Source organism: Cellvibrio sp. UBA7661 (genome assembly GCA_002483365.1).
Lineage (GTDB): Bacteria > Pseudomonadota > Gammaproteobacteria > Pseudomonadales > Cellvibrionaceae > Cellvibrio.
In genome coordinates, this window is the sequence record DLHT01000011.1 from 55,212 (window position 1) to 81,398 (window position 26,187).

The 26,187-nt window shown below is 46.1% G+C and carries 20 protein-coding genes, 1 tRNA gene and 1 pseudogene; 15 read left to right on the top strand and 7 right to left on the bottom strand.

Features of this window, described 5'->3' with window-relative positions; all coding sequences use genetic code 11:
• The first annotated feature begins 1 nt into the window (after position 1).
• The 15 genes and pseudogenes from thrS (at position 2) to B2739_RS09110 (ending at position 17,457) form a co-directional block, all read left to right on the top strand.
• Positions 2-1,951 (top strand): threonine--tRNA ligase, encoded by a 1,950-nt coding sequence (thrS, locus tag B2739_RS09040; RefSeq protein WP_331345542.1) that lies wholly within the window; start codon positions 2-4, stop codon positions 1,949-1,951.
• A gap of 68 nt (positions 1,952-2,019) precedes the next feature.
• Positions 2,020-2,568 (top strand): translation initiation factor IF-3, encoded by a 549-nt coding sequence (gene infC / locus B2739_RS09045; protein ID WP_331345826.1) that lies wholly within the window; start codon positions 2,020-2,022, stop codon positions 2,566-2,568.
• A gap of 61 nt (positions 2,569-2,629) precedes the next feature.
• Positions 2,630-2,827, top strand: a complete 198-nt coding sequence (rpmI, locus tag B2739_RS09050) for a 50S ribosomal protein L35 (protein WP_331345543.1) — start codon at positions 2,630-2,632, stop codon at positions 2,825-2,827.
• 35 nt (positions 2,828-2,862) lie between these two features.
• Positions 2,863-3,222, top strand: coding sequence for a 50S ribosomal protein L20 (gene rplT / locus B2739_RS09055; RefSeq protein WP_012488123.1), 360 nt, complete (start codon positions 2,863-2,865; stop codon positions 3,220-3,222).
• Between the two features lie 145 nt (positions 3,223-3,367).
• Positions 3,368-4,381: a phenylalanine--tRNA ligase subunit alpha gene (pheS, locus tag B2739_RS09060; protein ID WP_331345544.1), complete on the top strand. Its 1,014-nt coding sequence runs from the start codon at positions 3,368-3,370 to the stop codon at positions 4,379-4,381.
• Positions 4,382-4,497: 116 nt separating this feature from the next.
• Positions 4,498-6,867 carry a phenylalanine--tRNA ligase subunit beta gene (gene pheT / locus B2739_RS09065; RefSeq protein ID WP_331345545.1) on the top strand — a complete coding sequence of 790 codons (2,370 nt, stop codon included), beginning with the start codon at positions 4,498-4,500 and terminating at the stop codon, positions 6,865-6,867.
• Between the two features lie 12 nt (positions 6,868-6,879).
• Complete coding sequence (gene ihfA / locus B2739_RS09070; RefSeq protein WP_049629182.1) at positions 6,880-7,188, top strand: integration host factor subunit alpha; 309 nt, start codon at positions 6,880-6,882, stop codon at positions 7,186-7,188.
• Positions 7,169-7,528: a MerR family transcriptional regulator gene (locus B2739_RS09075; protein ID WP_331345546.1), complete on the top strand. Its 360-nt coding sequence runs from the start codon at positions 7,169-7,171 to the stop codon at positions 7,526-7,528. The genes ihfA and B2739_RS09075 overlap by 20 nt, the downstream gene beginning before the upstream one ends.
• Positions 7,529-7,678: 150 nt before the next feature.
• Positions 7,679-7,755: transfer RNA gene (locus B2739_RS09080), tRNA-Pro, on the top strand.
• Between the two features lie 635 nt (positions 7,756-8,390).
• Positions 8,391-11,213 carry a TonB-dependent receptor gene (locus B2739_RS09085; protein ID WP_331345547.1) on the top strand — a complete coding sequence of 941 codons (2,823 nt, stop codon included), beginning with the start codon at positions 8,391-8,393 and terminating at the stop codon, positions 11,211-11,213.
• Between the two features lie 162 nt (positions 11,214-11,375).
• Positions 11,376-11,840: a discoidin domain-containing protein gene (locus B2739_RS09090; RefSeq protein WP_331345548.1), complete on the top strand. Its 465-nt coding sequence runs from the start codon at positions 11,376-11,378 to the stop codon at positions 11,838-11,840.
• Positions 11,841-11,852: 12 nt separating this feature from the next.
• Positions 11,853-12,074 (top strand): annotated as a pseudogene (locus B2739_RS09095) (discoidin domain-containing protein); the annotation flags it as partial.
• A 79-nt stretch (positions 12,075-12,153) separates the two neighbouring features.
• Positions 12,154-14,736 carry a family 20 glycosylhydrolase gene (locus tag B2739_RS09100; RefSeq protein ID WP_331345549.1) on the top strand — a complete coding sequence of 861 codons (2,583 nt, stop codon included), beginning with the start codon at positions 12,154-12,156 and terminating at the stop codon, positions 14,734-14,736.
• 35 nt (positions 14,737-14,771) lie between these two features.
• Positions 14,772-15,767 carry a hypothetical protein gene (locus B2739_RS09105; RefSeq protein WP_331345550.1) on the top strand — a complete coding sequence of 332 codons (996 nt, stop codon included), beginning with the start codon at positions 14,772-14,774 and terminating at the stop codon, positions 15,765-15,767.
• Between the two features lie 94 nt (positions 15,768-15,861).
• The gene (locus B2739_RS09110; protein WP_331345551.1) at positions 15,862-17,457 is read left to right on the top strand and encodes a tetratricopeptide repeat-containing sulfotransferase family protein; all 1,596 of its coding nucleotides are present in this window, start codon (positions 15,862-15,864) and stop codon (positions 17,455-17,457) included.
• Between the two features lie 57 nt (positions 17,458-17,514).
• On the opposite strand, the gene B2739_RS09115 is transcribed toward B2739_RS09110, so the two are convergent.
• From B2739_RS09115 to B2739_RS09145, 7 genes are all read right to left on the bottom strand, one after another.
• Positions 17,515-18,699, bottom strand: coding sequence for an AraC family transcriptional regulator (locus tag B2739_RS09115; RefSeq protein ID WP_331345552.1), 1,185 nt, complete (start codon positions 18,697-18,699; stop codon positions 17,515-17,517).
• A gap of 148 nt (positions 18,700-18,847) precedes the next feature.
• The gene (gene yjfF / locus B2739_RS09120) at positions 18,848-19,804 is read right to left on the bottom strand and encodes a galactofuranose ABC transporter, permease protein YjfF (RefSeq protein ID WP_049629189.1); all 957 of its coding nucleotides are present in this window, start codon (positions 19,802-19,804) and stop codon (positions 18,848-18,850) included.
• Positions 19,797-20,834 carry an ABC transporter permease gene (locus tag B2739_RS09125; protein WP_331345553.1) on the bottom strand — a complete coding sequence of 346 codons (1,038 nt, stop codon included), beginning with the start codon at positions 20,832-20,834 and terminating at the stop codon, positions 19,797-19,799. The genes yjfF and B2739_RS09125 overlap by 8 nt, the downstream gene beginning before the upstream one ends.
• 13 nt (positions 20,835-20,847) lie before the next feature.
• The gene (locus B2739_RS09130) at positions 20,848-22,371 is read right to left on the bottom strand and encodes a sugar ABC transporter ATP-binding protein (RefSeq protein ID WP_331345554.1); all 1,524 of its coding nucleotides are present in this window, start codon (positions 22,369-22,371) and stop codon (positions 20,848-20,850) included.
• 111 nt (positions 22,372-22,482) lie between these two features.
• Positions 22,483-23,427: an ABC transporter substrate-binding protein gene (locus tag B2739_RS09135; protein ID WP_331345555.1), complete on the bottom strand. Its 945-nt coding sequence runs from the start codon at positions 23,425-23,427 to the stop codon at positions 22,483-22,485.
• A 77-nt stretch (positions 23,428-23,504) separates the two neighbouring features.
• Positions 23,505-24,275, bottom strand: a complete 771-nt coding sequence (locus B2739_RS09140) for an SDR family oxidoreductase (protein ID WP_331345556.1) — start codon at positions 24,273-24,275, stop codon at positions 23,505-23,507.
• A gap of 11 nt (positions 24,276-24,286) precedes the next feature.
• Positions 24,287-26,041, bottom strand: coding sequence for an IlvD/Edd family dehydratase (locus tag B2739_RS09145; protein WP_331345557.1), 1,755 nt, complete (start codon positions 26,039-26,041; stop codon positions 24,287-24,289).
• Between the last annotated feature and the right edge of the window lie 146 nt (positions 26,042-26,187).

Consider the following 26,187-nt stretch of genomic DNA (forward strand, 5'->3'; position numbering starts at 1 on the left):
CATGCCTGTAATTACGCTTCCCGACGGTTCCAAACGTCCTTTCGAAAACCCCGTTAGTGTCTATGAAGTTGCTGCTTCTATCGGCGCTGGTTTGGCCAAGGCTACTTTAGGTGGTCGCGTCTATTTAAGTGGTGATACCACAGGCCAACGTGTCGATGCGCATGACTTGATCGCTGAAGATGCGAGCCTGGTTATTTTCACCCCGAAAGACGAAGATGGTTTGGAAATCATCCGCCACTCCTGTGCACACTTGCTAGGTCATGCAATTAAACAGCTGTTCCCCGATGTGAAAATGGCTATCGGTCCAACCATCGATAACGGCTTTTATTACGACATCGACCTTGAGCATAAGCTGACCGACGAGGATATTGCCCGTTTGGAAGCGCGCATGTTGGAATTGGCAAAAACCGAATACGACGTCGTGAAAAAGAAAGTCAGCTGGCAAGAAGCCTATGACGTTTTCACCGCGCGCGGAGAGACGTACAAGCTGGAGATCCTGGATCGCGACGTGCCGAAAGACGCAACGCCGGGTCTTTATCACCACGAAGAATATGTGGATATGTGCCGTGGCCCACACGTGCCCAATATGCGTTTCTGCCTGAACTTTAAATTGATGCGTACCTCCGGTGCCTACTGGCGCGGTGACTCCAATAATAAAATGTTACAGCGCATCTACGGCACTGCATTTGCCGATGCCAAGCAACTAAAAGCCTATTTGAATTTGCTCGAAGAAGCGGCCAAGCGCGACCATCGCAAACTGGCGAAGAAATTTGATCTATTCCATCTGCAAGATGAAGCACCGGGCATGGTGTTCTGGCACCCGAAAGGCTGGACTTTATGGCAGCAAATCGAGCAGTACATGCGTACCAAACAAAATGAGTGGGGTTACCAAGAGGTAAAAACCCCATTAATTATGGATCGCACCTTGTGGGAGAAATCGGGCCACTGGGAAAACTATCGCGACAACATGTTTACCACTGAGTCGGAAAAACGCGATTTTGCGGTCAAGCCGATGAACTGCCCCGGCCATATCCAGATTTTTAATCATGGTTTGCGCTCGCACAAAGATTTGCCACTGCGTTTGGCAGAGTTTGGTTCTTGCCATCGCAATGAGGCATCTGGTGCGCTGCACGGCATTATGCGCGTGCGCGGTTTTGTGCAGGACGACGCTCACATTTTCTGTACTGACGATATGGTGGTTGAAGAGGTTTCTTCCTTTAATCAGATGTTGAAATCGGTATATGACGATTTTGGTTTTACCGATATCGCCGTAAAGCTCTCCCTGCGCCCCGAAAAATATGCTGGAACCTTGGAAACCTGGAATAAAGCGGAAGAGGGATTGCGTGCTGCGTTGCGTGCAGCGGGACTGGAATGGGAAGAGTTGCCGGGTGAAGGTGCTTTCTATGGTCCGAAAATTGAATATCAAATCAAAGACGCTTTAGGTCGTTCCTGGCAGTGCGGCACTATCCAGCTTGATTACGTATTGCCTGAGCGCCTGGATGCTGAATATGTTGCTGAAGACAACGTACGTAAGCGCCCGGTTATGCTGCATCGCGCGATCCTTGGTTCCTTCGAGCGCTTCCTGGGAATCCTGATTGAACACTATGAGGGTTCCTTCCCGGTATGGCTTGCGCCTGCGCAAGTGGCGATCATGAATATTACGGATAGTCAGGCCGATTACGTCAAATTAGTCGAAAAAACCTTGCGCGATAAGGGCATTCGCGTCATTCCGGACTTGAGAAACGAGAAGATCGGCTTTAAAATCCGCGAGCACACAATTCAGCGGGTACCCTACCTGCTCGTCGTTGGCGACAAAGAGGTTGAAAATCAATCACTTGCAGTTCGCACAAGGGATGGACAAGATTTGGGTGTAATGACTCTGGAAGCTTTCATCGAGCACTTGACCGCCGATATAGCGCGTCGAGGCAGAAATATTTCTGCTGAAAAGTGAGTATTTTTACTCAGATGTAGAGAAAAGTGAGAAAGATTCGTTCCTATTAATTATTTGGAGATACAACTATCAAACGAGATAACGCTCCCGCGGCCAAAGGTAATTCTAAAAAAGCGCGGATCAACGATCAGATCGAAGCCAAACAAGTTCGCTTGATCAATGCAGAAGGTGAACAGGTCGGTATTGTTAACCTGAGTGATGCACTTGCCCAAGCGCAGGCAGCAACGCTGGATTTGGTGGAGATCGTTGCTGATAGCGATCCAATAGTCTGTAAGATTATGGATTACGGCAAGCATCTGTTTGAGATCAAAAAGACCAAAGCGGCTGCCAAGAAGAAGCAAAAGCAGCAGCAAATCAAAGAAATGAAATTTCGCCCAGGGACGGAGGAAGCAGATTATCAGGTGAAATTGAAAGCCGTAATCCGCTTCCTTGAGCATGGGGACAAGGCCAAGATAACGTTAAAGTTTCGTGGCCGCGAGCTTGCCCATCAAGAGTTGGGGATGGAAATGATGCAACGCATCGAGACCGACCTTGCTGAGATGGGCACCGTAGAGCAAGCTGCCAAAATGGAAGGTAAGCAGCTCACCATGGTACTCGCTCCCAAAAAGAGAAAATAGTCGGGCTTTTAGCTGCCTTGATTATTTATATTATTTACCTAAATGTGTGGAGTTTTATCACATGGCAACCAAAGCTAAAGTACACAGTGGCGCTTCAAAGCGCTTCAAAAAGACTGGCGCGGGCTTCAAGTTCAAGCACGCTAACAAAAGCCACATCCTGACCAAAATGACCACCAAGCGTAAGCGTCAATTGCGCGGCACTAGCATCGTTGATGCAGCCGATGTACCTCGCATTAAACGTTTGTTCCGTGCTAACTAATAGCGCTTTTTGAGAATTTTGTAGAGGATTGAATTATGGCCCGTGTTAAGCGTGGTGTAGAGGCGCGTCGTCGTCACAAGAAAGTTTTAAAAGCTGCTAAAGGTTACTACGGTGCACGTTCACGTGTATTCCGTGTTGCTAAACAAGCGGTTATCAAAGCCGGTCAATATGCTTATCGTGACCGTCGCGTTAAAAAGCGTAATTTCCGCGCTCTGTGGATCACTCGTATCAATGCCCAATCTCGTGCTGAAGGTTTGACTTACAGCCAATTGATTGCTGGCTTGAAAAAAGCGAGCATCGTTCTCGATCGTCGTGTACTGGCCGATCTGGCTGTATATGACAAGGCAGCATTTGCTGCTGTTGTTGCGAAGGCTAAATCAGCTCTGGCTGCTTAATCGTCCAACAACCGGAAACCCGAAAGGGTTTTTTGTGAACGCGATGAAAGGGGAAGAGCTTTGTTCTTCCCCTTTTTTCATGGGCACAATTTTATATTTACACATCAATTTTTTTAATTCATACCAAATTTAATTGGAAAAGCAGATGGAAAATCTCGCTGCGCTTACACAAGAAGCGCTCAAATTGGTTAACGATGCTCAAGATCTCGCGGTACTTGATTCCGTGCGGGTGGATTATCTTGGTAAAAATGGCAGCATTACCGCCTTGATGAAAACGCTGGGTAAATTGTCACCCGAAGAAAGACCGGCAGCGGGTGCAGAAATTAATAAAGCAAAAGATGCTGTGCAAGATGCACTGAATCTACGCAAACAATCGCTCGAGCAAGCGGCGATTGACGCAAAACTTGCAAATGAAGTGATTGATGTCACTTTACCGGGGCGTGGTCAGCACTCAGGCGGTTTGCATCCCGTTACGCGTACTTTGCAACGAATTGAAGAAATTTTTGCCGCTGTTGGTTACAGCGTTGAAGTTGGCCCGGAGATTGAGGACGACTATCATAATTTTGAAGCGCTCAATATTCCTTCACATCATCCTGCACGTGCGATGCACGATACCTTTTACGTGGACGATACCCATGTGCTGCGGACTCATACATCGCCAGTGCAAGTACGTACCATGGAAAATAAACAGCCACCGATCCGAGTGATTTGTCCCGGTCGTGTGTATCGCTGTGATTCTGACGTAACTCATTCACCGATGTTTCATCAGGTTGAAGGTTTGGTAGTTGATAAAAATATTAGCTTTGCCGATTTAAAAGGCACTATGGATCAGTTTCTCAAAGCATTTTTCGAGGCTGATGTTCCTGTGCGTTTTCGCCCATCTTATTTTCCATTCACAGAACCTTCTGCTGAGATGGACATTCAATGTACCCAGTGTCGAGGTAAAGGCTGCCGCATGTGTAAAAACACCGGCTGGCTTGAAGTGGGTGGTTGTGGCATGGTGCATCCTGAAGTCTTTAAATCAAGCGGCGTTGATCCGGAAACTTACACTGGTTTCGCATTTGGTATGGGCGTAGAGCGTCTTGCAATGTTGCGTTATGGTGTTAACGATTTGCGCTTGTTTTTTGAAAACGACTTGCGTTTTTTAAAACAATTTTAAATTCAGATTTAATCGTAGCCCGACATTTAGCGAAGCGAGAAATGCGGGAATAAAAGTTTAAAGTAGATCCAGTCCCGTATTGCGTTGCACTCCATGCGGGCTACAGAGACAAGAATATGAAAATCAGTGAATCCTGGTTACGTGAATGGGTAAATCCGGAGATTGGTACCGACGAATTGGTTGCCCAGTTAACAATGGCTGGTTTAGAAGTGGATGCTGTCGAATCTGTCGCTGGCGATTTTAGCGGTGTCATCGTAGGCGAGATTGTTGGCTGTGAACAGCATCCCGATGCTGACAAATTGCGTGTATGTCAGGTTGCTGGCCTTGAGGGATTATCACAAGTCGTTTGCGGTGCCCCTAATGCGCGCGTAGGTATAAAAATTCCATTCGCAACAATCGGTGCAAAACTGCCTGAATTTGATATTAAAAAAGCAAAATTACGTGGCGTTGAATCATTCGGCATGTTGTGTGGGCAAACTGAGCTGAAAGCTGGTGATGATGACTCCGGTGTATGGGAATTGCCTGCTGATGCACCTGTAGGTTCAAATTTACGCGAGTACCTTAATCTAGATGACAAGCTTATCGAAGTTGATTTAACGCCTAACCGCAGCGACTGTTTGAGTGTGAAAGGGATTGCACGAGAAGTCGGAGTTTTGAATCGTGCGGTTGTGACTTCCCCATCAATCTCTGCTGTGCCCGCATCAATTGGTGATGTTTTTCCAGTTTATTTAGACGCAGGTTCCGCATGTAGCCGTTACGTTGGCCGTGTGATTCGCAACATCGATATTACTCGTCCAAGTCCTGCATGGTTGCAGGATAAATTGGTTCGTTCGGGTTTACGCAGTATCGATGCTGTTGTTGATGTGACCAATTATGTATTGATCGAATTGGGTCAGCCAATGCACGCATTCGATTTGTCCACTTTAAATGGCGCGATTCATGTGCGACTGGCTCGTCAGGGCGAATCTTTGGTGTTGCTCGATGAACAGGAAGTTAAGCTTAACGCCGATACCATGGTTATCGCAGATGAGAAAGAAGCGCTTGCCATCGCCGGTGTTATGGGCGGTAAAGCAAGTGCAGTTTCTGCAAACACACGCGATATTTTCCTCGAAAGTGCCTTTTTTAACCCGCTGGCAATCGCTGGGCGCGCACGCTCTTATGGCTTGCACACGGATTCTTCACACCGTTTTGAGCGCGGTGTTGACTACAACCTGCAAGTAGAGGCTATTGAGCGCGCAACACAATTGTTGGTAGAAATTGTCGGTGGTGAAGTTGGTCCTCTTGTTCATGTCAATAATGAGCATTTACCGCAAGAGCGCGAAGTGACTTTGCGCAAGGCGCGTATTGTGAGTGGCTTGAGTTTGGAAATGGCTGATGACGAGGTTGTTGATATTCTGTCTCGTCTCGGGCTGAAGCTGGTGTCCCAATCTGTCGCCGGTTGGACATTCGCTGTGCCCAGCTACCGTTTCGATATTTCGATCGAAGCAGATTTATTGGAAGAGCTTGCGCGCGTTTATGGTTACAACCGTTTACCTACGCGCAGCCTTGCAGCGCCTTTAGATATTGAGCCTCATCCAGAAGCAAAAATGGGATTGCCTGCATTACGCAAACACCTTATTGCGCGCGGCTATCAAGAGGCGATTACTTATAGTTTTATCGAGCCAAAGCTCTCGGCGTTATTTGATCCAAAGGTTGAGCCTGTCATCTTACGCAATCCAATCAGTGCAGATATGGCCGCTATGCGCACTAGTCTTATCCCTGGACTAGTCAGTGTGTTGCGTCATAACCTTAATCGCCAGCAGAACCGTGTCCGCTTGTTTGAATCTGGCCTGCGTTTTGTACCCCAAGTAGAGGGATTGAAGCAGGAGCCTATGCTGGCTGGTCTAATTTACGGCAGCCGTGCACCTGAATCCTGGGCTAACGTTGCTGATGTTGTGGATTTCTTCGATCTGAAAGGTGATTTGGAGTCTTTGTTGGCGCTGTCGGGCGACGAAGCTGCTTTCAGCTTTGCTGCTGATGCCAATTCTGCGCTCCATCCGGGGCAAACGGCGGGAATTTATCGCAATGGCGAATGGCAGGGTGTAATAGGGGCGTTGCACCCCAGTTTACAACAGCAGTTGGATATTCCCCAGTCGGTATATGTATTTGAAGTACGCTTGTCTGCGCTTCTGGAGGCGGAAGTTCCAGCGTTTAGCCCACTCTCCAAATTCCCTGAAGTCCGCCGTGATCTGGCGTTGTTGGTTGACCGTAATCTAGCATCTGACAAGCTTTTGGCTGCGGTTAAAGAGCAGGCAGGAGAACACCTGCAAAACTTAAAGATCTTTGACGTTTATATGGGCAAAGGTATTGATCCACATAGAAAAAGTGTTGCTATGGGGTTGACCTTTCAGCATCCTTCACGCACTCTTAATGAAGATGAGATCAACGCCTCCATAGACTTGATTGTTCAGTATCTGGGGGCTAATTTTTCAGCCACCCTCAGATAGGGAATAATAATTATGTCGGACGGTGCTCTGACCAAAGCAGACTTGGCCGAGAAACTCTATGAAGATCTAGGCCTCAATAAACGTGAAGCCAAAGAGTTGGTGGAGCTCTTTTTTGAAGAGATCCGCCATGCTTTGGAAAACAACGAACAAGTTAAATTGTCTGGCTTCGGTAACTTTGAGTTGCGCGACAAAAGCCAGCGGCCAGGCCGGAACCCCAAGACAGGTGAGGAAATTCCTATTAGCGCCCGTCGCGTGGTGACTTTCCGTCCAGGACAAAAACTTAAGGCACGAGTAGAAACTTATGTTGGAACCGAGTCATAACGACGAACTTCCCGTAATACCCGGAAAACGTTATTTCACTATTGGTGAAGTGAGTGAGCTTTGTGCTGTCAAACCGCACGTGTTGCGTTATTGGGAGCAGGAGTTTCCACAGCTCAATCCTGTGAAACGTCGTGGAAACCGCCGTTATTATCAACGTCAGGATGTGCTGACCATCCGTCAGATACGCAGCTTGTTGTACGATCAGGGTTTTACGATTGGTGGCGCTCGTTTGCAGATGTCTAATGAGGCAAACACTTCGGGTTCCGGTCAACTTAATCAGCTGGTTGTTAGAATGATTGATGACTTGGAACATCTACTCGATTTATTAAAAATCAAATAAATCATCTGGCGCGGTTAACCCGAATTTATCGGCATTAACCCTGGCTTCCCAAGTTCATTAGATCTTAATTCTTTGATTGCATTAGAAATAAATTAAGGTATTATGCCGAGCCTTCGCGATGCAGGGCTCCTGCATCAGTAAAGCAAATATCGGAGCGTAGCGCAGCCAGGTAGCGCACCATACTGGGGGTGTGGGGGTCGTGGGTTCAAATCCCGCCGTTCCGACCAAAACGAATACAAAAAAGCCCGCATAAATGCGGGCTTTTTTGTTTGCATTGTCTAATTCTTAAATCAACCTTTCGTTTGCAAATCGTTGTCCATCTTCAATAAAACCGATGCTTGCTGATAAATGGCTTGGTTATCCTTGTGGCATGTTCGTTCGTGTCGTTAATCTTGCTTCTTCTTTTAGATTTCAGCCCCTTCTCTTTTGCTGCTCAGTCACTTTTTCTCTCCTCTTGGTTTCGCTTTGAGGTCATCTCGTTGAATATTTTCTGGTTAAATTTTTTTACATACAGTAAAAAATTACTGATAAATCAGAGCGTTAAGAAGCGACTCACTTTTCTGTTGAAACTGATCCGGCGCATTTTATGTTTGGCGTCAAAGTGAAGCGACGGTTATTTGAGCGCAGGTAACTATTACGTCACTGGCATCAAATACAGATGCTGCCGTAGCAACCTTATTAAGGCGCGCGGTTGAGAGCGGTAAACAAGGAGTGTTTACAGAGCTGGATATTCGTAACGCCTACACTTGTCAGGTGACTGTCGAGCTGGCTCGAAGACTCCAAATACAAGACCACACAGCCAAAGAAAATATAACCAATTAAAAAAGCTACCCATTAGAAAAGGTCCGAGGAGGACGGAGTTATGTTTATTAAATCAAGAATGTCGTTGGCTGTGGTCGCAGCCATGGCCTCAACATTAACACTCGGTAGTGTGCATGCAGCAGAGTCGGATGATGCAAATTTGGAAGAGGTAGTTGTTACCGGTATTGCCGCCAGCTTGAGCCGTAGTATCGATAAAAAGCGTAATTCGGATCTGGTTGCCGACAGTATCACTGCGGAAGATTTGGGAAAGTTCCCCGATAACAATATTGCTGATTCATTACAGCGCATTCCTGGTGTTGCGATTGATCGCGCTGGTGGGGAAGGGCGTTTTGTGAGTATTCGTGGCCTCGGCCCCGATTTCAGTGCGGTACTAATTAATGGCCGCTCACCTGCAAGTGAAAATGAAGAGCGTGCGTTCAGTTTTGATACGCTTGCATCTGAGCTTGTACGTACGGTGGATGTATTCAAAACATCTAATCCCGGTTTGAAAGAGGGCGGTTTGGGTGGGACTATTAATATCGTCACTGCCCGCCCATTTGATTTTGATGGTTTCCATGCTGCTGGCAGCATCAAAGGCATGTATGAAGAGAACAGCGAAGACACCAGCCCACAAGCTTCTTTTGTAGTCAGCAATACTTTTAACGACGATAAATTCGGTGTGCTTGCTTCGGTCACATATCAGGAGCGTTCGAGCGCAAAATACACCGTCGAAAATGAGCATATTTCCAAAACGACAGAAGAGCCCTTTTTAACGTTCACCAATCCTTCACAAGGATGGGGCGGTGGTTATGCCTACTCAGGTGATGGATTGGAGGAAGATACCTATCGCATCCAAAGTTTGTACGCCGGTGTTACCAATGAAACGCGCGAGCGCATTGGTGGCAATCTTGTTCTGCAATTACAAGCGACGGATGATCTTGTATTAACAGCGGATATCATTCACTCAAAATACGACTCATCAACATCAAAATATTCCACCGGTTCCTACATGTGGGCACCGACTTTATCACCGCTGAACCAGGTTGATAAAAATGGTTTCTATAACGTAATCAATCACGGTTACGACGCGGGCTACAACATCACAGGTTACGCACATTTATTGACGACGACTGAGCGTCCGACAGAATCCAATGTGGGCGGTTTAAATGCAGCCTGGGATATTTCTGACGAATGGAAAATGGTTGCTGATTTTTCCGTGTCAGATGCGATTTTGGATAACCGTGGTTTGGATCGGTTATACATTGTCGAATTTTTGGATCGCCCTGGTTACCTCATGACCTCCAACGGCGGTATTCCTACCTTGGAATACGCAGATCCTGCAGCCATCAAACCAGAGATGGGCAGCGCCAACATGAAAGACTTACGTGCGCGCATTAACTCTAATGATGGTATCTATAACAAAGCCAGCAATCATGAATTTAAATTGGATTTTGAATGGGCACCAGTTGATTCATTTATCTCGCAAGTTAAATTTGGTGCAAACAATACCGTTGCAGAAAAATCCACAGAATATTGGGCTACGCCTGATTTAATCCGCCGTCTGTATCACGGGCTTGCAACACAACAAGTCATGGATACTGATTCAATTATTAAAGGGGTTTTAAAACAGGGCGATGTATTTGGCGGATTAAACGGCGATGTGTACATGATCAACCCGGTTGCCTATCGCAATTGGATGGCAGAAAACATTGATGGTCGCACGCGCGCCAATACACCAGCAGGCATTGCTTCGAAAGAGGCTTTTATTGCTAATGGGAATAGTTGGAATGCGGTGAAATCCAACGACTCCTACACGATTGAAGAAGATGTTATCTCGTTCTATTTTGAAGCAGCAGGTGAAACTGAAATATTCACTATGCCGTTACATTTATCCGGTGGTGTACGTTACACCGAAACTGAACTGACCTCTTCAGGAACATCACAAGTGTTGATTGGATTGGAACGTGAGGCTGCCGAACCGGGCAGACCGCCATCACCTTGGTTAGTGCAACAATTCGCGGATGAAGCAGGCACGGCAATTGCGTTGAATAACGATTACGACAATTGGTTGCCATCGTTAAATGCACGCCTTGAAGTGACCGATGATTTTTATGTGCGTGCAGCGGTGAGTGAAACATTAACGCGCCCAACGTTGACTGCGCTTGCACCATACACATCCTATGGAACTACTACTACGTCAACGCGTATGGCACGTGGAAACAATCCGAATTTAAAACCATTTGTTTCACAAAATTTTGATTTGTCATTTGAGTATTACTATGGCGATGCCAATTTGGTTGCTGTGGCACTTTATAAAAAGGAAATCGACGATTTCATTGTCACCATGAGTCTGCCTGAAACCTTTGAAGATATTGCTGTTGAAGATCCTGATTGGCGAACCTTTATGGTGACGCGCCCGCACAATGGCGAGTCAGCAACGATTGAAGGGGTTGAAATCAACTGGACACATATTTTTGAAAACGGTTTTGGTTTCGCTACTAACTATACCTTTGTAAATAGCAGCGCATCACTCAGCGCCGCGAATGCTACAGAAACCTTTGCATTACCAGGTATTAGTGATACTGGAAACGCAACGGTCTTTTACGACAAAGATGGTGTCGAAGTGCGTGTTGCCTATAACTATCGCACACCATTCCTTGGTCGTGTCTTTAATGGCCCCAGCAATGAACCTGTTCATTACGATGCTTACGGCGCATTTGACGTTAGTGCCAGTTACGACGTAACGGATCGTATTACAGTGTTTGTGGAAGGTAGCAATATTACCGGTGAAACGGTTAACAAATACGGCCGTTACAAAAACCAGTTTATTGGTTTTGAAGACACTGGTGCTCTCTATACTTTTGGCCTGCGCGCCAAACTGTAATTCTTTCGTTTGACTGTACTCCCGCTTGCCCGGCTTAGGCCGGGTCTTTTTTCTTTTTTTCAAAAATGGTTATTCCTGGAATTTGTTAAGTAATGGATCACATCTTTGCTGTAGATAACGGTAACTCTCACAATAATGTTGTTTATCCGATAAAGGTGTCTTATGAAAAATGTATTTTTTCGTCGGCTTTTTAAAATTTCAATTTTATTTTTATCGTCGTTAGTCTCAACAGTTTCTGTTAACGCACAATCAACATGTAATGCATTCGTCGGAAACCTATGCACTGAAATCAATGCGATGTATGTGAAGTTGGGTGCTACAACTCGCATCGCCGGTGTGTTGGGCAATACCACTGCTGAAAATGCAATGCTGAAATATGCTGTCCGTGTCATCAGTTACGATACCAATAATCCCACAAGTTTTACCTCAACAGCTGCGAGCTTGACTATTGGTAGTAACTGCGGTGGTTCTGCTGCCAATCGCGCGCTGAACAAACCGGTGACTGCATCCTCATTTATTGCCGCGGGTTATGAACCTTTCAGAATTGTTGATGGCAATACAACCAGCTCGCGCTGGGCGAGTGCTTATTCTGGTGCGCAATGGATTCAGGTAGATCTTGGAACATAAACAAACGTAAACCGGGTGAAATTAACCTGGGACCCCGCTTATGCCATCGATTATCAGATCTTGATTTCCAACAATGGCAATAGCTGGACAACACTGCGCTCCATTACCGGCAATACCAGTTTGATTAATGACAATACGGGATTGAATGGAACTGGGCGCTATATCCGCATCAACGGCACTACCAAGGCACTGCCTGCTTGGGGATTTTCACTGTACGAAATGGAAGTTTATTAACATCTTGTCGAAACAGGCAAGGTGATCATGAGTATTCACATCCCCCTGTATTTGTAGGGGGATGTAGTAGAGGTAAAAAATGCAAAAGAAAAATATCGTAATAAAAACGGCTTTATGCTTTTTGTTGGTTGCAGTAGCAGGGCATGCGTTTGCTAACTTGTCCGCAAATGATTTAAAAAACTTTGGTGATAAAGCGGAATTGCGTTTTGCAACCGTAAGTAATTTCGGTCAAGAGGGAACCTTTGATGCCTTGGTAACAGTGAACAATCATTCATTTGTTTCACTGCCAAAAGGAAAAACCAATTGGAAAATTTATATCCATTCGGTAAAGCGAATTCTCTCAACAAGCTCTGCCGAATTTACATTTAAACGTTTGCAAGGCGATCTTTATGAATTAGCCCCAACCGATAAGTTCCAAGGTTTGGCACCGGGAAAATCGCTACGTTTTCCCTATAAGGCCCGCGGGCATATTGTGAGTTACAGTGATTTTATGCCGCGCGCGTTTATTGCTAATGCAGCGGGAGAGTCTGCGGTGTTTGCCAATACCAATACCGAAAATTTAACGCAATTTGTGGATCCCTTTACAAGGCCGGAACAGTTTTTACGTTTTGATACTCCGCGCGATCTCTATCCGACAGTAACCACGACTAGCCGCTATCAATCCAATCTGGCATTGGTGGAGTCAGTGGCTACTGCAGAGGCCATTACCGGAACAGCAGCAATAATTCCCACGCCCAAGGCTGTTACCTACAGCAAAGGCAATGCAAATATTGATGATAAATGGAAAATAGTTGAAGTCGGCGGTCTCTCATTTGAATCAGATTATTTGCAGCAGCGTTTGCATGATGTCGGTCTTTCGTTGGATAAAGGTATGGCGAATGCTGCCTATAAAAGTCATGTGATTGAACTTTTAATCAATAAAAAAATCGCTAAACCTGAAGCCTATGAGTTAAATATAACCAGTGAAAAAGTGATGGTTTCAGCCGCAAGTCCTGCGGGAATTTTTTATGGGGTGCAAAGTTTTTTGAGCCTGTTTTCTGCTGAAAAGTCCGCCAGCAAAACTATTCCTGCACTGCGTGTATTTGATGAACCGCGCGCCCAATGGCGAGGAATGCATTATGACATCGCACGCAATTTTCATGGTAAAGAAGCGGTACTCGAACTGATTGAACAAATGGGCCGCTACAAACTGAATAAACTGCATTTGCATTTAACCGAGGATGAAGGTTGGCGCATTGAAATTCCCGGGCTTCCGGAATTAACAGAGGTTGGTGCATTTCGCTGTTTTGATTTAAGCGAAACACAGTGTTTGATGCCTCAGTTAGGCAGTGGCCCCAGTAAAACAGCAGCGGGTAATGGTTATTTAACCGCAGCGGATTTGACTGAAATTGTTAAGTACGCTGCCCAACGCTATATAGAGGTTATCCCTGAAATTGATATGCCGGGGCATTCGCGCGCCGCGATTAAATCGATGGAAGCTCGCTATAAAAAATTGCTTGCTGCTGGCAAAAAAGCAGAGGCCGAGCGGTATCTTCTGAGCGATCCTCAAGACAAATCCCAATACCTGACGGTGCAAAGTTATTCCGATAACTCGGTCAATGTGTGCTTGCCATCCACCTATGCGTTTATTGAAAAAGTGACCTATGAATTGCAGCAGATGTACCGTAAGGCAGGACAAAAGCTCAATATATTTCATATGGGCGGCGATGAAGTTGGCGTAGGTTCATGGACTGCATCCCCTGCGTGTAATCAACTGTTTACCGACAACAAGGACGTATCCGGCGTCGCTGATTTGAAACCCTATTTTGTGCAACGCGTTTCTGAAATAACTCACAAGCGAGGTTTGGATTTAATGGGTTGGGAAGACGGTTTGATGTATGACCCAAACAACACTTTCAATCGCGAGCAACTTGTGAATAAACGTGTGATTGCCAATGCGTGGGACAATATATGGGAAGCAGGCGTTGCTGATCGCGCACATCGACTTGCCAATAATGGCTATGACGTTGTGATTTCCGGTGCGACGCATTTGTATTTTGACCATCCGCATGAACCAAGTGCGGGTGAGCGTGGTTATCACTGGGCAACACGCTACACCGATCTTGCAAAAGTATTTGGCTTTATGCCGGACAATCTTTATGCCAATGCAGACAGGACATTTACCGGAGCAGAAATCACTAATTTAAATGCACTGGTCGGCCGTATTCTTCCACCGCTTGAAAAACCCAAGCACGTGTTAGGTATACAAGGGCAAGTCTGGACAGAAACAATTCGCACCAAAGAACAATTGCAAACCATGATTTTTCCGCGGGTTATTGCGCTTGCTGAGCGCGCCTGGTTTAAAGCGAATTGGGAAGGCGATGTTGCCGATGTGCAAGCACGCACTGCGCAATGGAAAGCATTTGCTACAACTTTGGTGAAAAAAGAATTGCCAAAACTTGAACAGGCAGGTGTGAATTTCTATTTACCGCCTCCGGGTGCTGTACGTGTTAACAATGTATTAAAAGCCAATACGTCACTGCCAGGCTTACTTATCGAATTCAGCCGGGATGGTGGAAAGCAGTGGCTTCCTTATCAGGAAGAAATTCGTCTTGAGAGTGGCGCAATACAGCTGCGCAGCCGCTTAAATTCGGTTGTTAGCGCAACAGCAATTCTGGATTGATATTTGAAATTTCTTAGCCTGTGAGGTTATGCGTTGTGATACGACTATTCATTATTTTTAGTATATTGTTTTGCTTATCGGCCTGCGGTGGATCTGGTGCTGTAAAAAATAACAGCGGGCAATATGTTTCGGCCAGTGCATCATCTAATGCCGTATCTGTCAGCAGTGTTGCATCGTCGCATGGGGCCAGCTCGCTGTCGGCAAGTTCTGTCGCAAGTGTTGGTGGTTTATATGGCCTTTATGTCTCCCTGCATATGGGGAGAGCCGATCAGCTTTTGGGTAATGCACAGCGTGAAGAAACGTTTTTGACATTTGTGCGCGATAATGGCTTCAACTATTTAATTTTTTATGAATTGGAAGGTATGGCTCCAACCTCTACCAAGGCTCACCAGTTTGCTTCATTGGTCAGCCGTGCAAAATTATCTGCCGGTGTTACGCAGGTTGCAGCCGCATTGGGTGATGCAAGCGAAGCAGATATGGTAGTGGCTTATAACGATGGCCGAACCGCATCGGAGCGTATTGATGTATTGAATGTAGAATATGAATTCTGGAATAAAAAAGATCGTAAAACAGAATTTGCTACTACGCTTTCAATGTTGGAGCGGTTTAATGCTGTTGCCAGTGAGCATCAATTAATGACAGAAATTTATATTGGTTGGGTAGATGCAACCGAAGCTATCAGTCTGGCGAATGTCACTGACCGTATACTGGTGCATTATTATCGGCAGAACGATATTGATCTGATTAACTTTGGCATAGAGCGGCTTGAATGGATGGCCGCTGCAAGCCGCAAAGTAAAAGTAGCTCCAATATTTTCTGCTGAAGGCCCTAACAATACTTATGACGCTCCGTTTATGGGATGTTGGTTAGAAAAAAATGCAAACCAAAAAGCTTTCACGTCGTGGAAGGCGCAATATGATGCATTGACGCACCCATGGAAAGAGAATATTGAAATCGTTGGTGCAACATGGTTTGTTTACGATAAATTTCTGGACGTAGGCATAGGGCCGGAAAACGGTTGTACTCAATAACCCAGCCGTTACATGCAGCAGTTAACACCAGTAGTTAACATCTGTGATCAAAGCCAGTAGTTAATTATTGCGATATGATTTTCAGAGATAAAGTATGAGTGAAGCAGGGCATTATTCAGAGCAAGCAAAAATAGAAGATTCGGCAAGGCTTGCTTTATTGCAAGGCAAGCACCAGCAGGCGTATCAACTATTAATGGATGCGTTGAAAATATACCCGCGATTTGCGCGCGGGTATTTCCTGCTCAGCCGTATTGCCTATGATTTTAAAAACCATCTTAAAGAAGTTGAAATGCTGTCGGCGGCGCTCCATGTGGAGCCGGACAATGTTGAATTTATTGTGTACCTGGCCCGCGCGCAGGTGTTGGTTGGCAATAGCAGTGATGCGCATGAATTACTGATGCGGGCTGAAAAACACCAAGGTCATACAGCAGAAATTTATGACCTGATGGGGGTTGCCTATAACCGTTTATCCATGTATCAAGAAGCCGCAGTGTGTTTTCAACGCTCTATTGAATGCAATAGTGATAATGCAGGCGTATTTTTTAATTTGGCATCCACATTAAAATTTTGTGGCGATTTTCCTGCTGCACGTATGGCTTATGAACAAGCAATTGCATTAAAGCCGGATTATTTTAAAGCACATGCTGCATTAACCAGTTTGGGCGGGATTAGCCATGAGCATAACCATGTTGCCCGCTTGCGTGAGTTGCTTGAAAAAACGGTTAACGCAGATGATAGCTTATGCATTGCCCATGCGTTGTCTAAAGAGTTGGAAGCGCTAAAAGATTGGAGCGGATCTATAACAGCATTACAGTGCGCCAAGCAAAAGAAACTGGCGCAGTTGCATTATGACTTTTCACGAGACAAGGCCATTTTTGAAAAACTGCAAAATGCTTATTCTGTAGGGATAAATAGGCAACAATCCGGTTTTAATAATAACCGTCCGTTATTTGTAACGGGCATGCCGCGTACAGGAACAACCTTGGTTGAACGGATTCTTTCCAGCCATAGCCGCGTTGCATCTGGCGGAGAGTTGTATAATTTTTCAATCGAATTTAAACGATTGATTGGCAGTATCAGTGGTGAGTTTATTGATAATGAATTTATTGAACATGTTAAGCGCGTGGACATTGAGACATTAGGGCGTGCTTATATCGATAGCACTGATTATTTGCTAGGTAATAAACAGTTTCTGATAGATAAATTGCCATTAAATATCCTTTATGCGGGGTTAATTATTGATGCCTTGCCCGCTGCAAAAGTAGTGTGCCTTGACCGCAATCCGCTCGATACCATTGTCAGTAATTATCGCCAATTATTCAGCTTTCAAGATTCAACGTTTGCCTACTCATTAAGCCTTGAGCATACCGCGCATTATTATGTTGCGTTTAAAAAATGGACGGATCATTTACTGGCAATCTATCCGGATAATGTTTATCGGCTAAATTATGAAGCGTTGGTATCCAACCCTGAACGGGAAATAAAAACGCTATTGGATTTTTGCGGGTTGCCGTGGGAAGAGGATTGCTTGCATATTGAACGCAACACAAAACCCGTAGCGACGGCAAGTGCAGTTCAGGTAAGGCAGCCCATTACAGCTGCAGGTATTGGCCAATGGAAGCATTATGCTGCGCATCTGGAGTCTGCAGTAAATATTCTGGAAAATGCAGGCTTGGCGTTTGATTTATAAAATCCCAACACATCTAGCATACATTCATGGCAGCGCTTGCTGCCGTGAATGTTGTATTTATTCTTTTGGCATATTTGTGGTTTTGTCATTCGTGAAATAGGCTGTGCGTAACGCCTCTCTGCGAAATTCGGTAGGAGAGGTTCCTGTAAGGCGTTTAAAAAAGCGTTGGAATGCCGATTTACTGTTGAAGCCAGATTCCAACAAGATATCCATTATGGTCATGTCTTTGTATTTTTCATCTGCAAGATAACGCTTGGACTCTTCAATTCGATAAGAGTTAATAAATTCAAAAAAATTGGTGCCGAAGGTTTTGTTGATCGCATAAGAAACATCGCGATAAGGCACACCGATTTTGGCAGAGAATTGTTCAACATTCAGGCTTTGGTTCAGGTAAAGCTTTTGGTTAACAATACCATCCATAATTTTGTCGATGGTGGAATCCAACGGTTTTGTGCCTGCCTCGGGTGTCACCTCTTTCGGCAGTTCAAATTCTTCGTCTTCTTTGGTGGTTGTCAGGTTCTGCGCGTGAGAAATACTGTAATAAAAAAGCGCAATCAACAGCACGAAATTCAGGTAGTTATCGGTAACGCCTAACGGCAGGCGATAAAAGTAAGCCAGCAGGCTCAGGGTTAATGTCCAAACACCTGCAAGCACAAATCCCAGTGTCAGGTAATAAAGCCACCAGAGCGCGGTTTCGTTTACGTTTGAATGTTGTTGGCGCAAGACTTTGTGATAACGCCACACGGTGACAGTCGCTGCGATGAAATAGGCAAGCGGAATAATTTTTAATGAGTACCACAGGCAATCAATCACGGTATAGAGCGCTGCATCTATACCAAAGGTATCCAGTTTTAACCGGTTAATATCGATATCAAAAATAGCGATTATGGCAACAGCCACCAACGTGGGAAGTAAATGCAGTAGATGAATTCGTTTAAAACGGAAGTTTTCTTCGGTAATACTGCGCACATAAAAAATCAGTAGTGGAGCTTTCAGCAGCAACGAACCGCTGTAAAAATAAGGTACTAGCTTTGCCGTTAATGAGGTTTGGGGAATGTACTCATTCCATATCAACATGATCCCAACGTCTGATAATGCAATACTGAGAAAAAAAGTGGTTAGCAAAATCCGGCTAACTTTTTTACGCGCGGGCAGTAACAGCTGAAAAAGTGCCAGGACCAGGCTTAAACCAATAGCAAGAATAAGAATAATGTCATTGAGGTTGAAAATGGGCGTTGTCATTCGCGGGATGCCGCCTTTTTTGGAATGAGAGCGGATATTACAGCATCGTCACCCCGAATATGGCAATGCAGGTTTTGTATATATTTGCAGGTAATAAAAAAGCCCAAGGTTTGCACCCTGGGCTTTTTGGTGTTGAGCTTGCGTAATATTAACGCGGTTTTACCCGCACCAACACTTGTTGCAGCGCGATAAAACAAAACAGTAATCCACCGATGACTATTTTGGTCCACCAGCTGCTTAAAGTACCATCAAATGAAATGTAGGTTTGCACTACACCCATAATCAGTACGCCCATCAGAGTGCCGAACATATAACCGTAGCCGCCGGTCAACAAGGTTCCGCCGATGACAACGGCGGCAATCGCATCCAGCTCTACGCCAACTGCAGCGAGCGAATAACCGGAGAAGGTGTAGAAGGAATAGACAATACCGGCAAGCGTTGCGAGAAAAGAACTGATCGCATAGATATGGATTGTCGTTGCTGCCAGTGGAATACCCATAAGTGCAGATGAATTGGCATCGCCACCGATTGCATAAACACGGCCGCCAAAGCGGGTGTAATGCGCGGCGATAATCGCAACGACCAACACCATCAAACAAATAATCGTTGAGCTACCGATCCAGGCATCGCCCAGTATTTCAAAACCAAATGCGGATACATCGTTATAAAATTCGTGTTCGATTGGAATTGACTCTTCGCTGATCACACTCGCCAAACCGCGCGCGAAAAACATACCTGCCAGAGTGACAATAAACGGCTGCATTTTATAGTAGTGAATAATTGCACCCATGATTGCACCAAATAGCGTGCCGCCAATTAATACTACCGGAAACACCAACAGCGGGTGCCATTGGTATTTACTGATCAATACGCTGCATACCACGCCGGTCAGTGCGATAACGGCTCCGACGGATAAATCAATACCGCCGGATAAAATCACGAAGGTCATGCCAACAGCTGCAATAATCAAAAAAGCATTGTCACTGAGCAAGTTGAAAAATACGCGCGGAGTACCAAAGCCTTCAAATTGGATTGAGCCAATGCCGAACAATAAAAAGAATAAACAGCAGGTGACAGCGAGTGGAATAAATTTGCGATTAAGCATTGTTAGCCTCCTTCTTGCTGCTGGTTGAGGCAGTGGCTTTGCGGAAATTTAATTTTGATAACTGTTGTTGGAAGCGCGGCGATTGCAGCAGCAGAACCACAATAATGGCACTGGCTTTGATCAATAGATTAAATTTCGGTGGAATACCGCTGAGAATAATGGTGACGGTTAAGGTTTGGATAATGAGTGCACCGATAATGGCGAGCAGGATAGAAAAACGTCCACCCATTAACGATGCTCCACCAATTACTACTGCGAGAATCGCATCCAGCTCCAACCACAAACCTGCATTATTGGCATCGGAACCGCGAATATCAGCAGCCGCAATCATACCCGCCAGCGCAGCACAAAGTCCTGCTACGCAATACACACTCATTTTAATCGCTTTTGCATTCAAACCCATGTAATGGCTGGCCGATGGATTTGCACCAACGGCTTCAATATACAAACCCAATGCGGTGCGGCGTGTTAGCAGCTGCACTATGGCAAAGGTAATAATCACCAACACAATCGGGAAGGGCAGGCCAAGGAAACTACCCGTGCCTAAAAAAGCAAATCCGCTGTGATCAAAGGTGACAATCTGCCCCTCATTAATTAATTGCGCAATACCGCGACCTGCGACCATTAAAATTAACGTCGCAACAATGGGCTGGATGCTCATATAACCCACGAGAAAACCATTGATAATTCCTGCGATTAATCCGGCAATTAACCCGGCACCGATGATCAGCGCGAGATTATCCACACCTTTGGTAATGTAATACGCACTCACTGCACCGGCGATGGCCATAATGGAACCAACGGATAAATCCACACCGGCAGTGGCAATGACCAGCGACATACCTATCGCCAACAATGCAACCGGTGCAGCGCGATTGAGTACATCAATTAACGATCCGTAAAAACGGCCATCTTTAAATTCAATATGAAAAAATTCTGGTGCGATTATCGCGTTGATAGCCAGCAGCACCAGTAAGCCTACACAGGGCCATAAATAGCGGCGCAGGTTTTGGTTTTTAGTATTACTCATGATATGTACTCTTTTACTCGTTCGCGGCAATCGCTTGCATAATGCGTTGCGGATTAATATCACTGCCTTCCAGCTCGGCAACTTTCTGGCGGTCACGCAACACCAATACACGGCTACTGAATGCAACCAACTCTTCCAATTCCGATGAGGCAACAACCAGGGCCAGCCCCTGGTCGCAGAGTTTGCGGATTAACCGGATGATCTCAGCGTGAGCGCCAATATCAATACCGCGGGTGGGTTCATCCAGAATCAACAGCGATGGATTTGCTGCAAGCCAGCGCGCAAGGATGACTTTTTGTTGGTTGCCACCACTTAATTGTTCAATGGGTTTTTCAATATCCGATGTGGCGATACTGAGTTCTTTTACATAATGGTTAGCGATATCTTCCTGCTCTTTACGCGAAATAAATTTCCACCAGCCTTGTTTGATCTGGCGTGCAAGAATCATGTTTTCGCGGATCGATAACTGGCCGAGAATACCATCGTGTTTGCGATCTTCGGGGCACAAACCCATGCCGGCGGTAATCGCATCGCGCGGTGAATTAAAATCGACTGTTTTGCCATTAAACGTAATGCTACCGGTATGTTTTTTATCGACTCCAAAAATCAGACGGCATAATTCAGTGCGGCCAGAACCGAGTAACCCTGCAAGACCGACGACTTCACCTTTGCGCACCTGAATATCGGTTGGTGAGAGTGTAATCTTGTGGCCTATGCCCTGTGCATTAAGCAGCGCTTCACCAGAGGCAGAATGGGTTTGTGGTTTGTGTTCACCTAAGGCTGCCAATTCTTTGCCAAGCATATGGCCAATCAATTCACTGCGTGACAAGTGTGCTGTTTCAAATTCGCCCACCAATTGCGCACTGCGCAATACTGTGATGCGGTCACACACGGCGTACACTTGATCAAGAAAATGGGTCACAAACACAATGCCGATACCACGCGCTTTTAGCTCGCGCATAATGCGAAAAAGCGATTGCACTTCGTCGGCATCAAGGCTTGCGGTGGGTTCATCCAGAATTAATACTTTTGCTGACATATCCACGCCGCGTGCAATTGCAATCAATTGTTGTACGGCGATGGAATAACTGGAGAGTGGTTGTGTTACATCGATATCCAGATCGTAGCCTTTTAATAAGGCTTGGGCATCGCGATTCACTTTGCCCCAGTTGATCAAACCAAAACGGCGCGGTTCGCGGCCGAGATAAATATTTTGCGCAACAGTTAAGTTGGGGAGCAGGTTCACTTCCTGATACACGGTGCTGATGCCAAGCGCTTGTGCATCGCCGGTATTGTTTGGGTGTATTGGTTGGCCTTCCAATAAAATATCACCACCATCGCGTTGGTAAACACCGGTCATGACTTTAATCAGTGTGGATTTCCCTGCACCATTTTCACCGAGCAGTGCATGGATTTCACCAGTACGCAGCGTAAAGTCCACGCCTTTTAATGCGTGAACACTGGGGAATATTTTATGAATTCCCTTGAGTTGTAATATTGGAGTTGATAGTGCAGATTGTGTGGATTTACTTTGCATTATGACATTCTCATTTAATGTATCTGTCGTCATTCCCGCTTGCGGGAATCCAGTTTTACGTTAGGTTGTAAATGGATCCCCGCTGCGCGAGGATGACGACTCCCTACTAAATTACTTGGCACCACGCTTCGCCAATTCATCCGCTGCATTCTCTTGTGTGAACACAGCGCCACCCATCTTGATCCACTTATCAAACTCTTTTTTACCACCACGATATTCGTTGATAACATCAAACGCAGGGCCACCAAGGTGCGGACTTAATTCCACTGACACGTTAATCTCGCCCGCCACAATCGCTTTCAATGCGTCATCAACCGCATCTACCGACACAATTAAAATATCTTTGCCTGGTTGCAAACCTGCTTCTTTAACCGCCTGGATTGCACCCAATGCCATTTCATCGTTATGTGCCCAAATTGCACAAATGCTTTTGCCACCACCTTCTGCTTTCAGCATGGTCTCCATGACTTCCTTGCCTTTAGCGCGAGTAAATTCAGCGGTTTGGCTGCGCACAATTTTGGTTTCTGAAAATTTTGCAATGGTTTCATTAAAACCTTTCATGCGCCCCAAGGCCGCGCTTGAACCTACCGTACCTTGCAGCTCCAAAATGTTGCATTTGCCTTGGGTTTTTTCAGTGAGCCAATTCGCTGCGCGTTGGCCTTCCACTTCAAAGTCGGGCGCAATGCGGGTGAGGTATAAAGAGTGATCGCTCACCGATACATTGCGGTCCAGGATGACCACCGGAATACGCGCGCGTTTGGCTTCCATCAATACCGGCTGCCAACCGGTTTCTACCACCGGTGCAATTAAAATGGCATCCACGCGCTGTGCAATAAAACTGCGCACGGCTTTAATTTGGTTCTCTTGTTTTTGTTGTGCATCGGAAAACTTCAGTGTGATACCGCGTTTTTCTGCTTCGGCTTTAACCGATTCAGAAAAACTGGTGCGCCAGCCAGACTCCGAACCAACTTGTGCAAAGCCCACGGTGATTGCGTTAGCAGTAGCGCTGATGCCGATAGCGGCCGTGAGCGTGAGTGTTTTGAATAACTTTTTCATGGTAAACCTCGCGTAGTAAATAGTTTTATATAGGTTATTAAATCTGTTTTATCGTAAATCGATTTATCAGCTCGCGTTTAGATCCAACCGCCATCCACAATAAAATGTTGGGCAGTACACAAACGGCTATCGTCAGAGGCCAGAAACAACGCCATTGCGCTGATGTCTTCCGGCATGACGGATTTTTTCAAACACTGGTTTTCTAAAATATTTTTTGCAGATTTCTCTTTGGTCAGCATTGCCAATTGTCGATCCGTCATCACCCATCCCGGAACAAGCGTATTCACACGGATATTATCGCCGCCCATATCGCGAGCGAGCCCGCGTGTCATACCTTCAATTGCTGCTTTTGAACTGGTATAGCCGGGCATGCCGCCCTGGGTTGCGTACCAACTCATGGAACCTAAATTAATAATTGAACCGCCGCCCAGCTCAAGCATATGGGAGTAGACCGCCTGCGCTGCAAAAAAATGATGGCGTAAATTAACAGCGAGTCGTTCGTTCCAGTAATCGACAGTGACTTCACGGAAATCGTGGCGTGTGTCGTTGGCGGCGTTATTGACCAGCACATTCACTGGCCCGACATCGTTATAAATCTGTTTGATAGTCGCCTGCAGTTTGGGAATATTTAATAAGTTGCAGCGGTAATAGCGCGGTGGAATGTTATCGGCGCGATGACTCAATGTTTCTACCAATTTATGGGCGTCGTCATCGCGTATATCGATAAAACAAACTTGCGCGCCTTGATGGCAAAAGGCTTCTACCAAATTGGCACCTATGCCCGACGCACCACCGGTGATTAATACGATTTTGTATTTCAAGCTTGGGTATTGGTTAGAGAGTGTCATTGTCATCACCACTAATGCGAGTGGCCGGGCACTGCAGCACCGCGACAGCCAACCAGAAAATCAAAATCGCAACCTTCGTCGGCTTGCATGACGTGTTCGATATAAAGCTGTAAATAGCCACCGGTTTTTTTCTGGATTTTTTGTGCACGCAATTGATCGATACGCACAGCGATTTCGTCAGCGCTCACTTCTAATTCAAGTGAGCCTTTGTCGCTATCCAATGCAATCCAGTCGCCATCTTGCACCGCGGCGAGCGGGCCAAATTCCTGTGCTTCCGGTGCAACATGCAGCACCACTGTGCCAAAGGCGGTGCCACTCATACGCGCATCGGATATGCGCAACATATCGGTAACACCTTGCTTTAATAATTTGGGCGGCAAACCCATATTGCCCACTTCCGGCATACCCGGATAACCCTTGGGGCCACAATTTTTTAATACCAGAACACTATTGGCATCCACTTCAAGTGCATCATCCATAATGCGTTCTTTGTAATGATCAAAACTCTCAAATACCACAGCGCGGCCGCGATGTTTCATTAAGTGAGGCGATGCCGCACTGGGTTTTAATACCGCACCGCGCGGTGCGAGGTTGCCGCGTAAAATACAAATGCCGCCGCTGGCGCAGAGTGGGTTGTCCAGCGTGCGGATCACCTCATCGTTGTAGCAGGGCGCTTGTGCATTGTTTTCCCACAGTGTTTTTCCGTTAGCGGTTAAGCAATCTTTATTAATTAAATTTGCATCGCCCAAACGCTTTAATACAGCCGGTAAACCGCCAGCGTAATAAAAATCTTCCATCAAAAATTCACCGGCGGGTTGCAGGTTCACCAGTGTTGGAATTTGTTGGCCATAGGTTTGCCAATCATCCAGTGTGAGTGGGATCTCCAAACGCGCGGCAATCGCTTTTAAATGGATGACTGCATTGGTGGAGCCGCCTATCGCCGCGGTAGTGCGGATAGCATTAATAATGCTGTCGCGCGTCAACAGCTGCGAAATGCGTAAATCTTCATTCACCATATCGACAATACGCATTCCCGACACATACGCGAGTGTTTTGCGGCGCGCATCTACGGCGGGAATCGCGGCATTTTGCGGGAGCGATAATCCGAGCGTTTCCACTATGCACGCCATGGTGCTGGCGGTGCCCATGGTGTTACAGGTGCCGGTGGAGCGCGACATATCGGCCTCTGCATCCATAAATTCCTGCAGCGATATTTTTCCGGCTTTGTAATCTTCGCTCATGTGCCAGACGAGTGTGCCCGAGCCGACATCTTTACCTTTGTGCTTGCCATTGAGCATGGGGCCGCCGGTGACAACGATGGTTGGCAGATCGCAACTGGCTGCACCCATGACCAGAGCCGGGGTGGTTTTGTCGCAGCCGACCAACAGCACTACGCCATCAATCGGGTTGCCGCGGATCGATTCTTCTACATCCATGGCTGCTAGATTGCGCGTGAGCATGGCGCTGGGGCGCAAATTGGATTCGCCATTGGAGAATACCGGGAACTCCACCGGTACACCGCCTGCTTCAATGATGCCGCGGCGCACACTTTCTGCCAGTTCACGAAAATGGCTATTACAGGGCGTTAATTCTGACCAGGTATTGCAGATGCCGATAATGGGTTTGCCCTGAAAGTGATGCTCCGGAATTCCCTGGTTTTTCATCCAACTGCGGTACATAAAGCCGTTTTTGTCTTGTGTACCGAACCACTGGGCGCTGCGCAGAGGCTTCAGAGTGTGCTTATTAGTCTTATTGTCGTGGCTCATAAATGACTACATCTGGATTGGCCATTATTATTAAAGTCATACAATATCGGTTTGTAGCTTGAACGAGCAATCGTAAACATGGGTGTTTACGTATATTTGCCTGATAGCTGCACGCCGCGGGTAAAACTTTTCACGGTATTGCTTGA

Bases quoted from the DNA above. Each gene is read 5' to 3' on its own strand.
- thrS (WP_331345542.1), top strand. From the start codon at position 2: ATGCCTGTAATTACGCTTCCCGACGGTTCCAAACGTCCTTTCGAAAAC.
- rpmI (WP_331345543.1), top strand. From the start codon at position 2,630: ATGGCAACCAAAGCTAAAGTACACAGTGGCGCTTCAAAGCGCTTCAAA.
- rplT (WP_012488123.1), top strand. From the start codon at position 2,863: ATGGCCCGTGTTAAGCGTGGTGTAGAGGCGCGTCGTCGTCACAAGAAA.
- pheS (WP_331345544.1), top strand. From the start codon at position 3,368: ATGGAAAATCTCGCTGCGCTTACACAAGAAGCGCTCAAATTGGTTAAC.
- pheT (WP_331345545.1), top strand. From the start codon at position 4,498: ATGAAAATCAGTGAATCCTGGTTACGTGAATGGGTAAATCCGGAGATT.
- ihfA (WP_049629182.1), top strand. From the start codon at position 6,880: ATGTCGGACGGTGCTCTGACCAAAGCAGACTTGGCCGAGAAACTCTAT.
- B2739_RS09075 (WP_331345546.1), top strand. From the start codon at position 7,169: ATGTTGGAACCGAGTCATAACGACGAACTTCCCGTAATACCCGGAAAA.
- B2739_RS09085 (WP_331345547.1), top strand. From the start codon at position 8,391: ATGTTTATTAAATCAAGAATGTCGTTGGCTGTGGTCGCAGCCATGGCC.
- B2739_RS09090 (WP_331345548.1), top strand. From the start codon at position 11,376: ATGAAAAATGTATTTTTTCGTCGGCTTTTTAAAATTTCAATTTTATTT.
- B2739_RS09100 (WP_331345549.1), top strand. From the start codon at position 12,154: ATGCAAAAGAAAAATATCGTAATAAAAACGGCTTTATGCTTTTTGTTG.
- B2739_RS09110 (WP_331345551.1), top strand. From the start codon at position 15,862: ATGAGTGAAGCAGGGCATTATTCAGAGCAAGCAAAAATAGAAGATTCG.
- B2739_RS09115 (WP_331345552.1), bottom strand. From the start codon at position 18,699: ATGACAACGCCCATTTTCAACCTCAATGACATTATTCTTATTCTTGCT.
- yjfF (WP_049629189.1), bottom strand. From the start codon at position 19,804: ATGCTTAATCGCAAATTTATTCCACTCGCTGTCACCTGCTGTTTATTC.
- B2739_RS09125 (WP_331345553.1), bottom strand. From the start codon at position 20,834: ATGAGTAATACTAAAAACCAAAACCTGCGCCGCTATTTATGGCCCTGT.
- B2739_RS09130 (WP_331345554.1), bottom strand. From the start codon at position 22,371: ATGCAAAGTAAATCCACACAATCTGCACTATCAACTCCAATATTACAA.
- B2739_RS09135 (WP_331345555.1), bottom strand. From the start codon at position 23,427: ATGAAAAAGTTATTCAAAACACTCACGCTCACGGCCGCTATCGGCATC.
- B2739_RS09140 (WP_331345556.1), bottom strand. From the start codon at position 24,275: ATGACACTCTCTAACCAATACCCAAGCTTGAAATACAAAATCGTATTA.
- B2739_RS09145 (WP_331345557.1), bottom strand. From the start codon at position 26,041: ATGAGCCACGACAATAAGACTAATAAGCACACTCTGAAGCCTCTGCGC.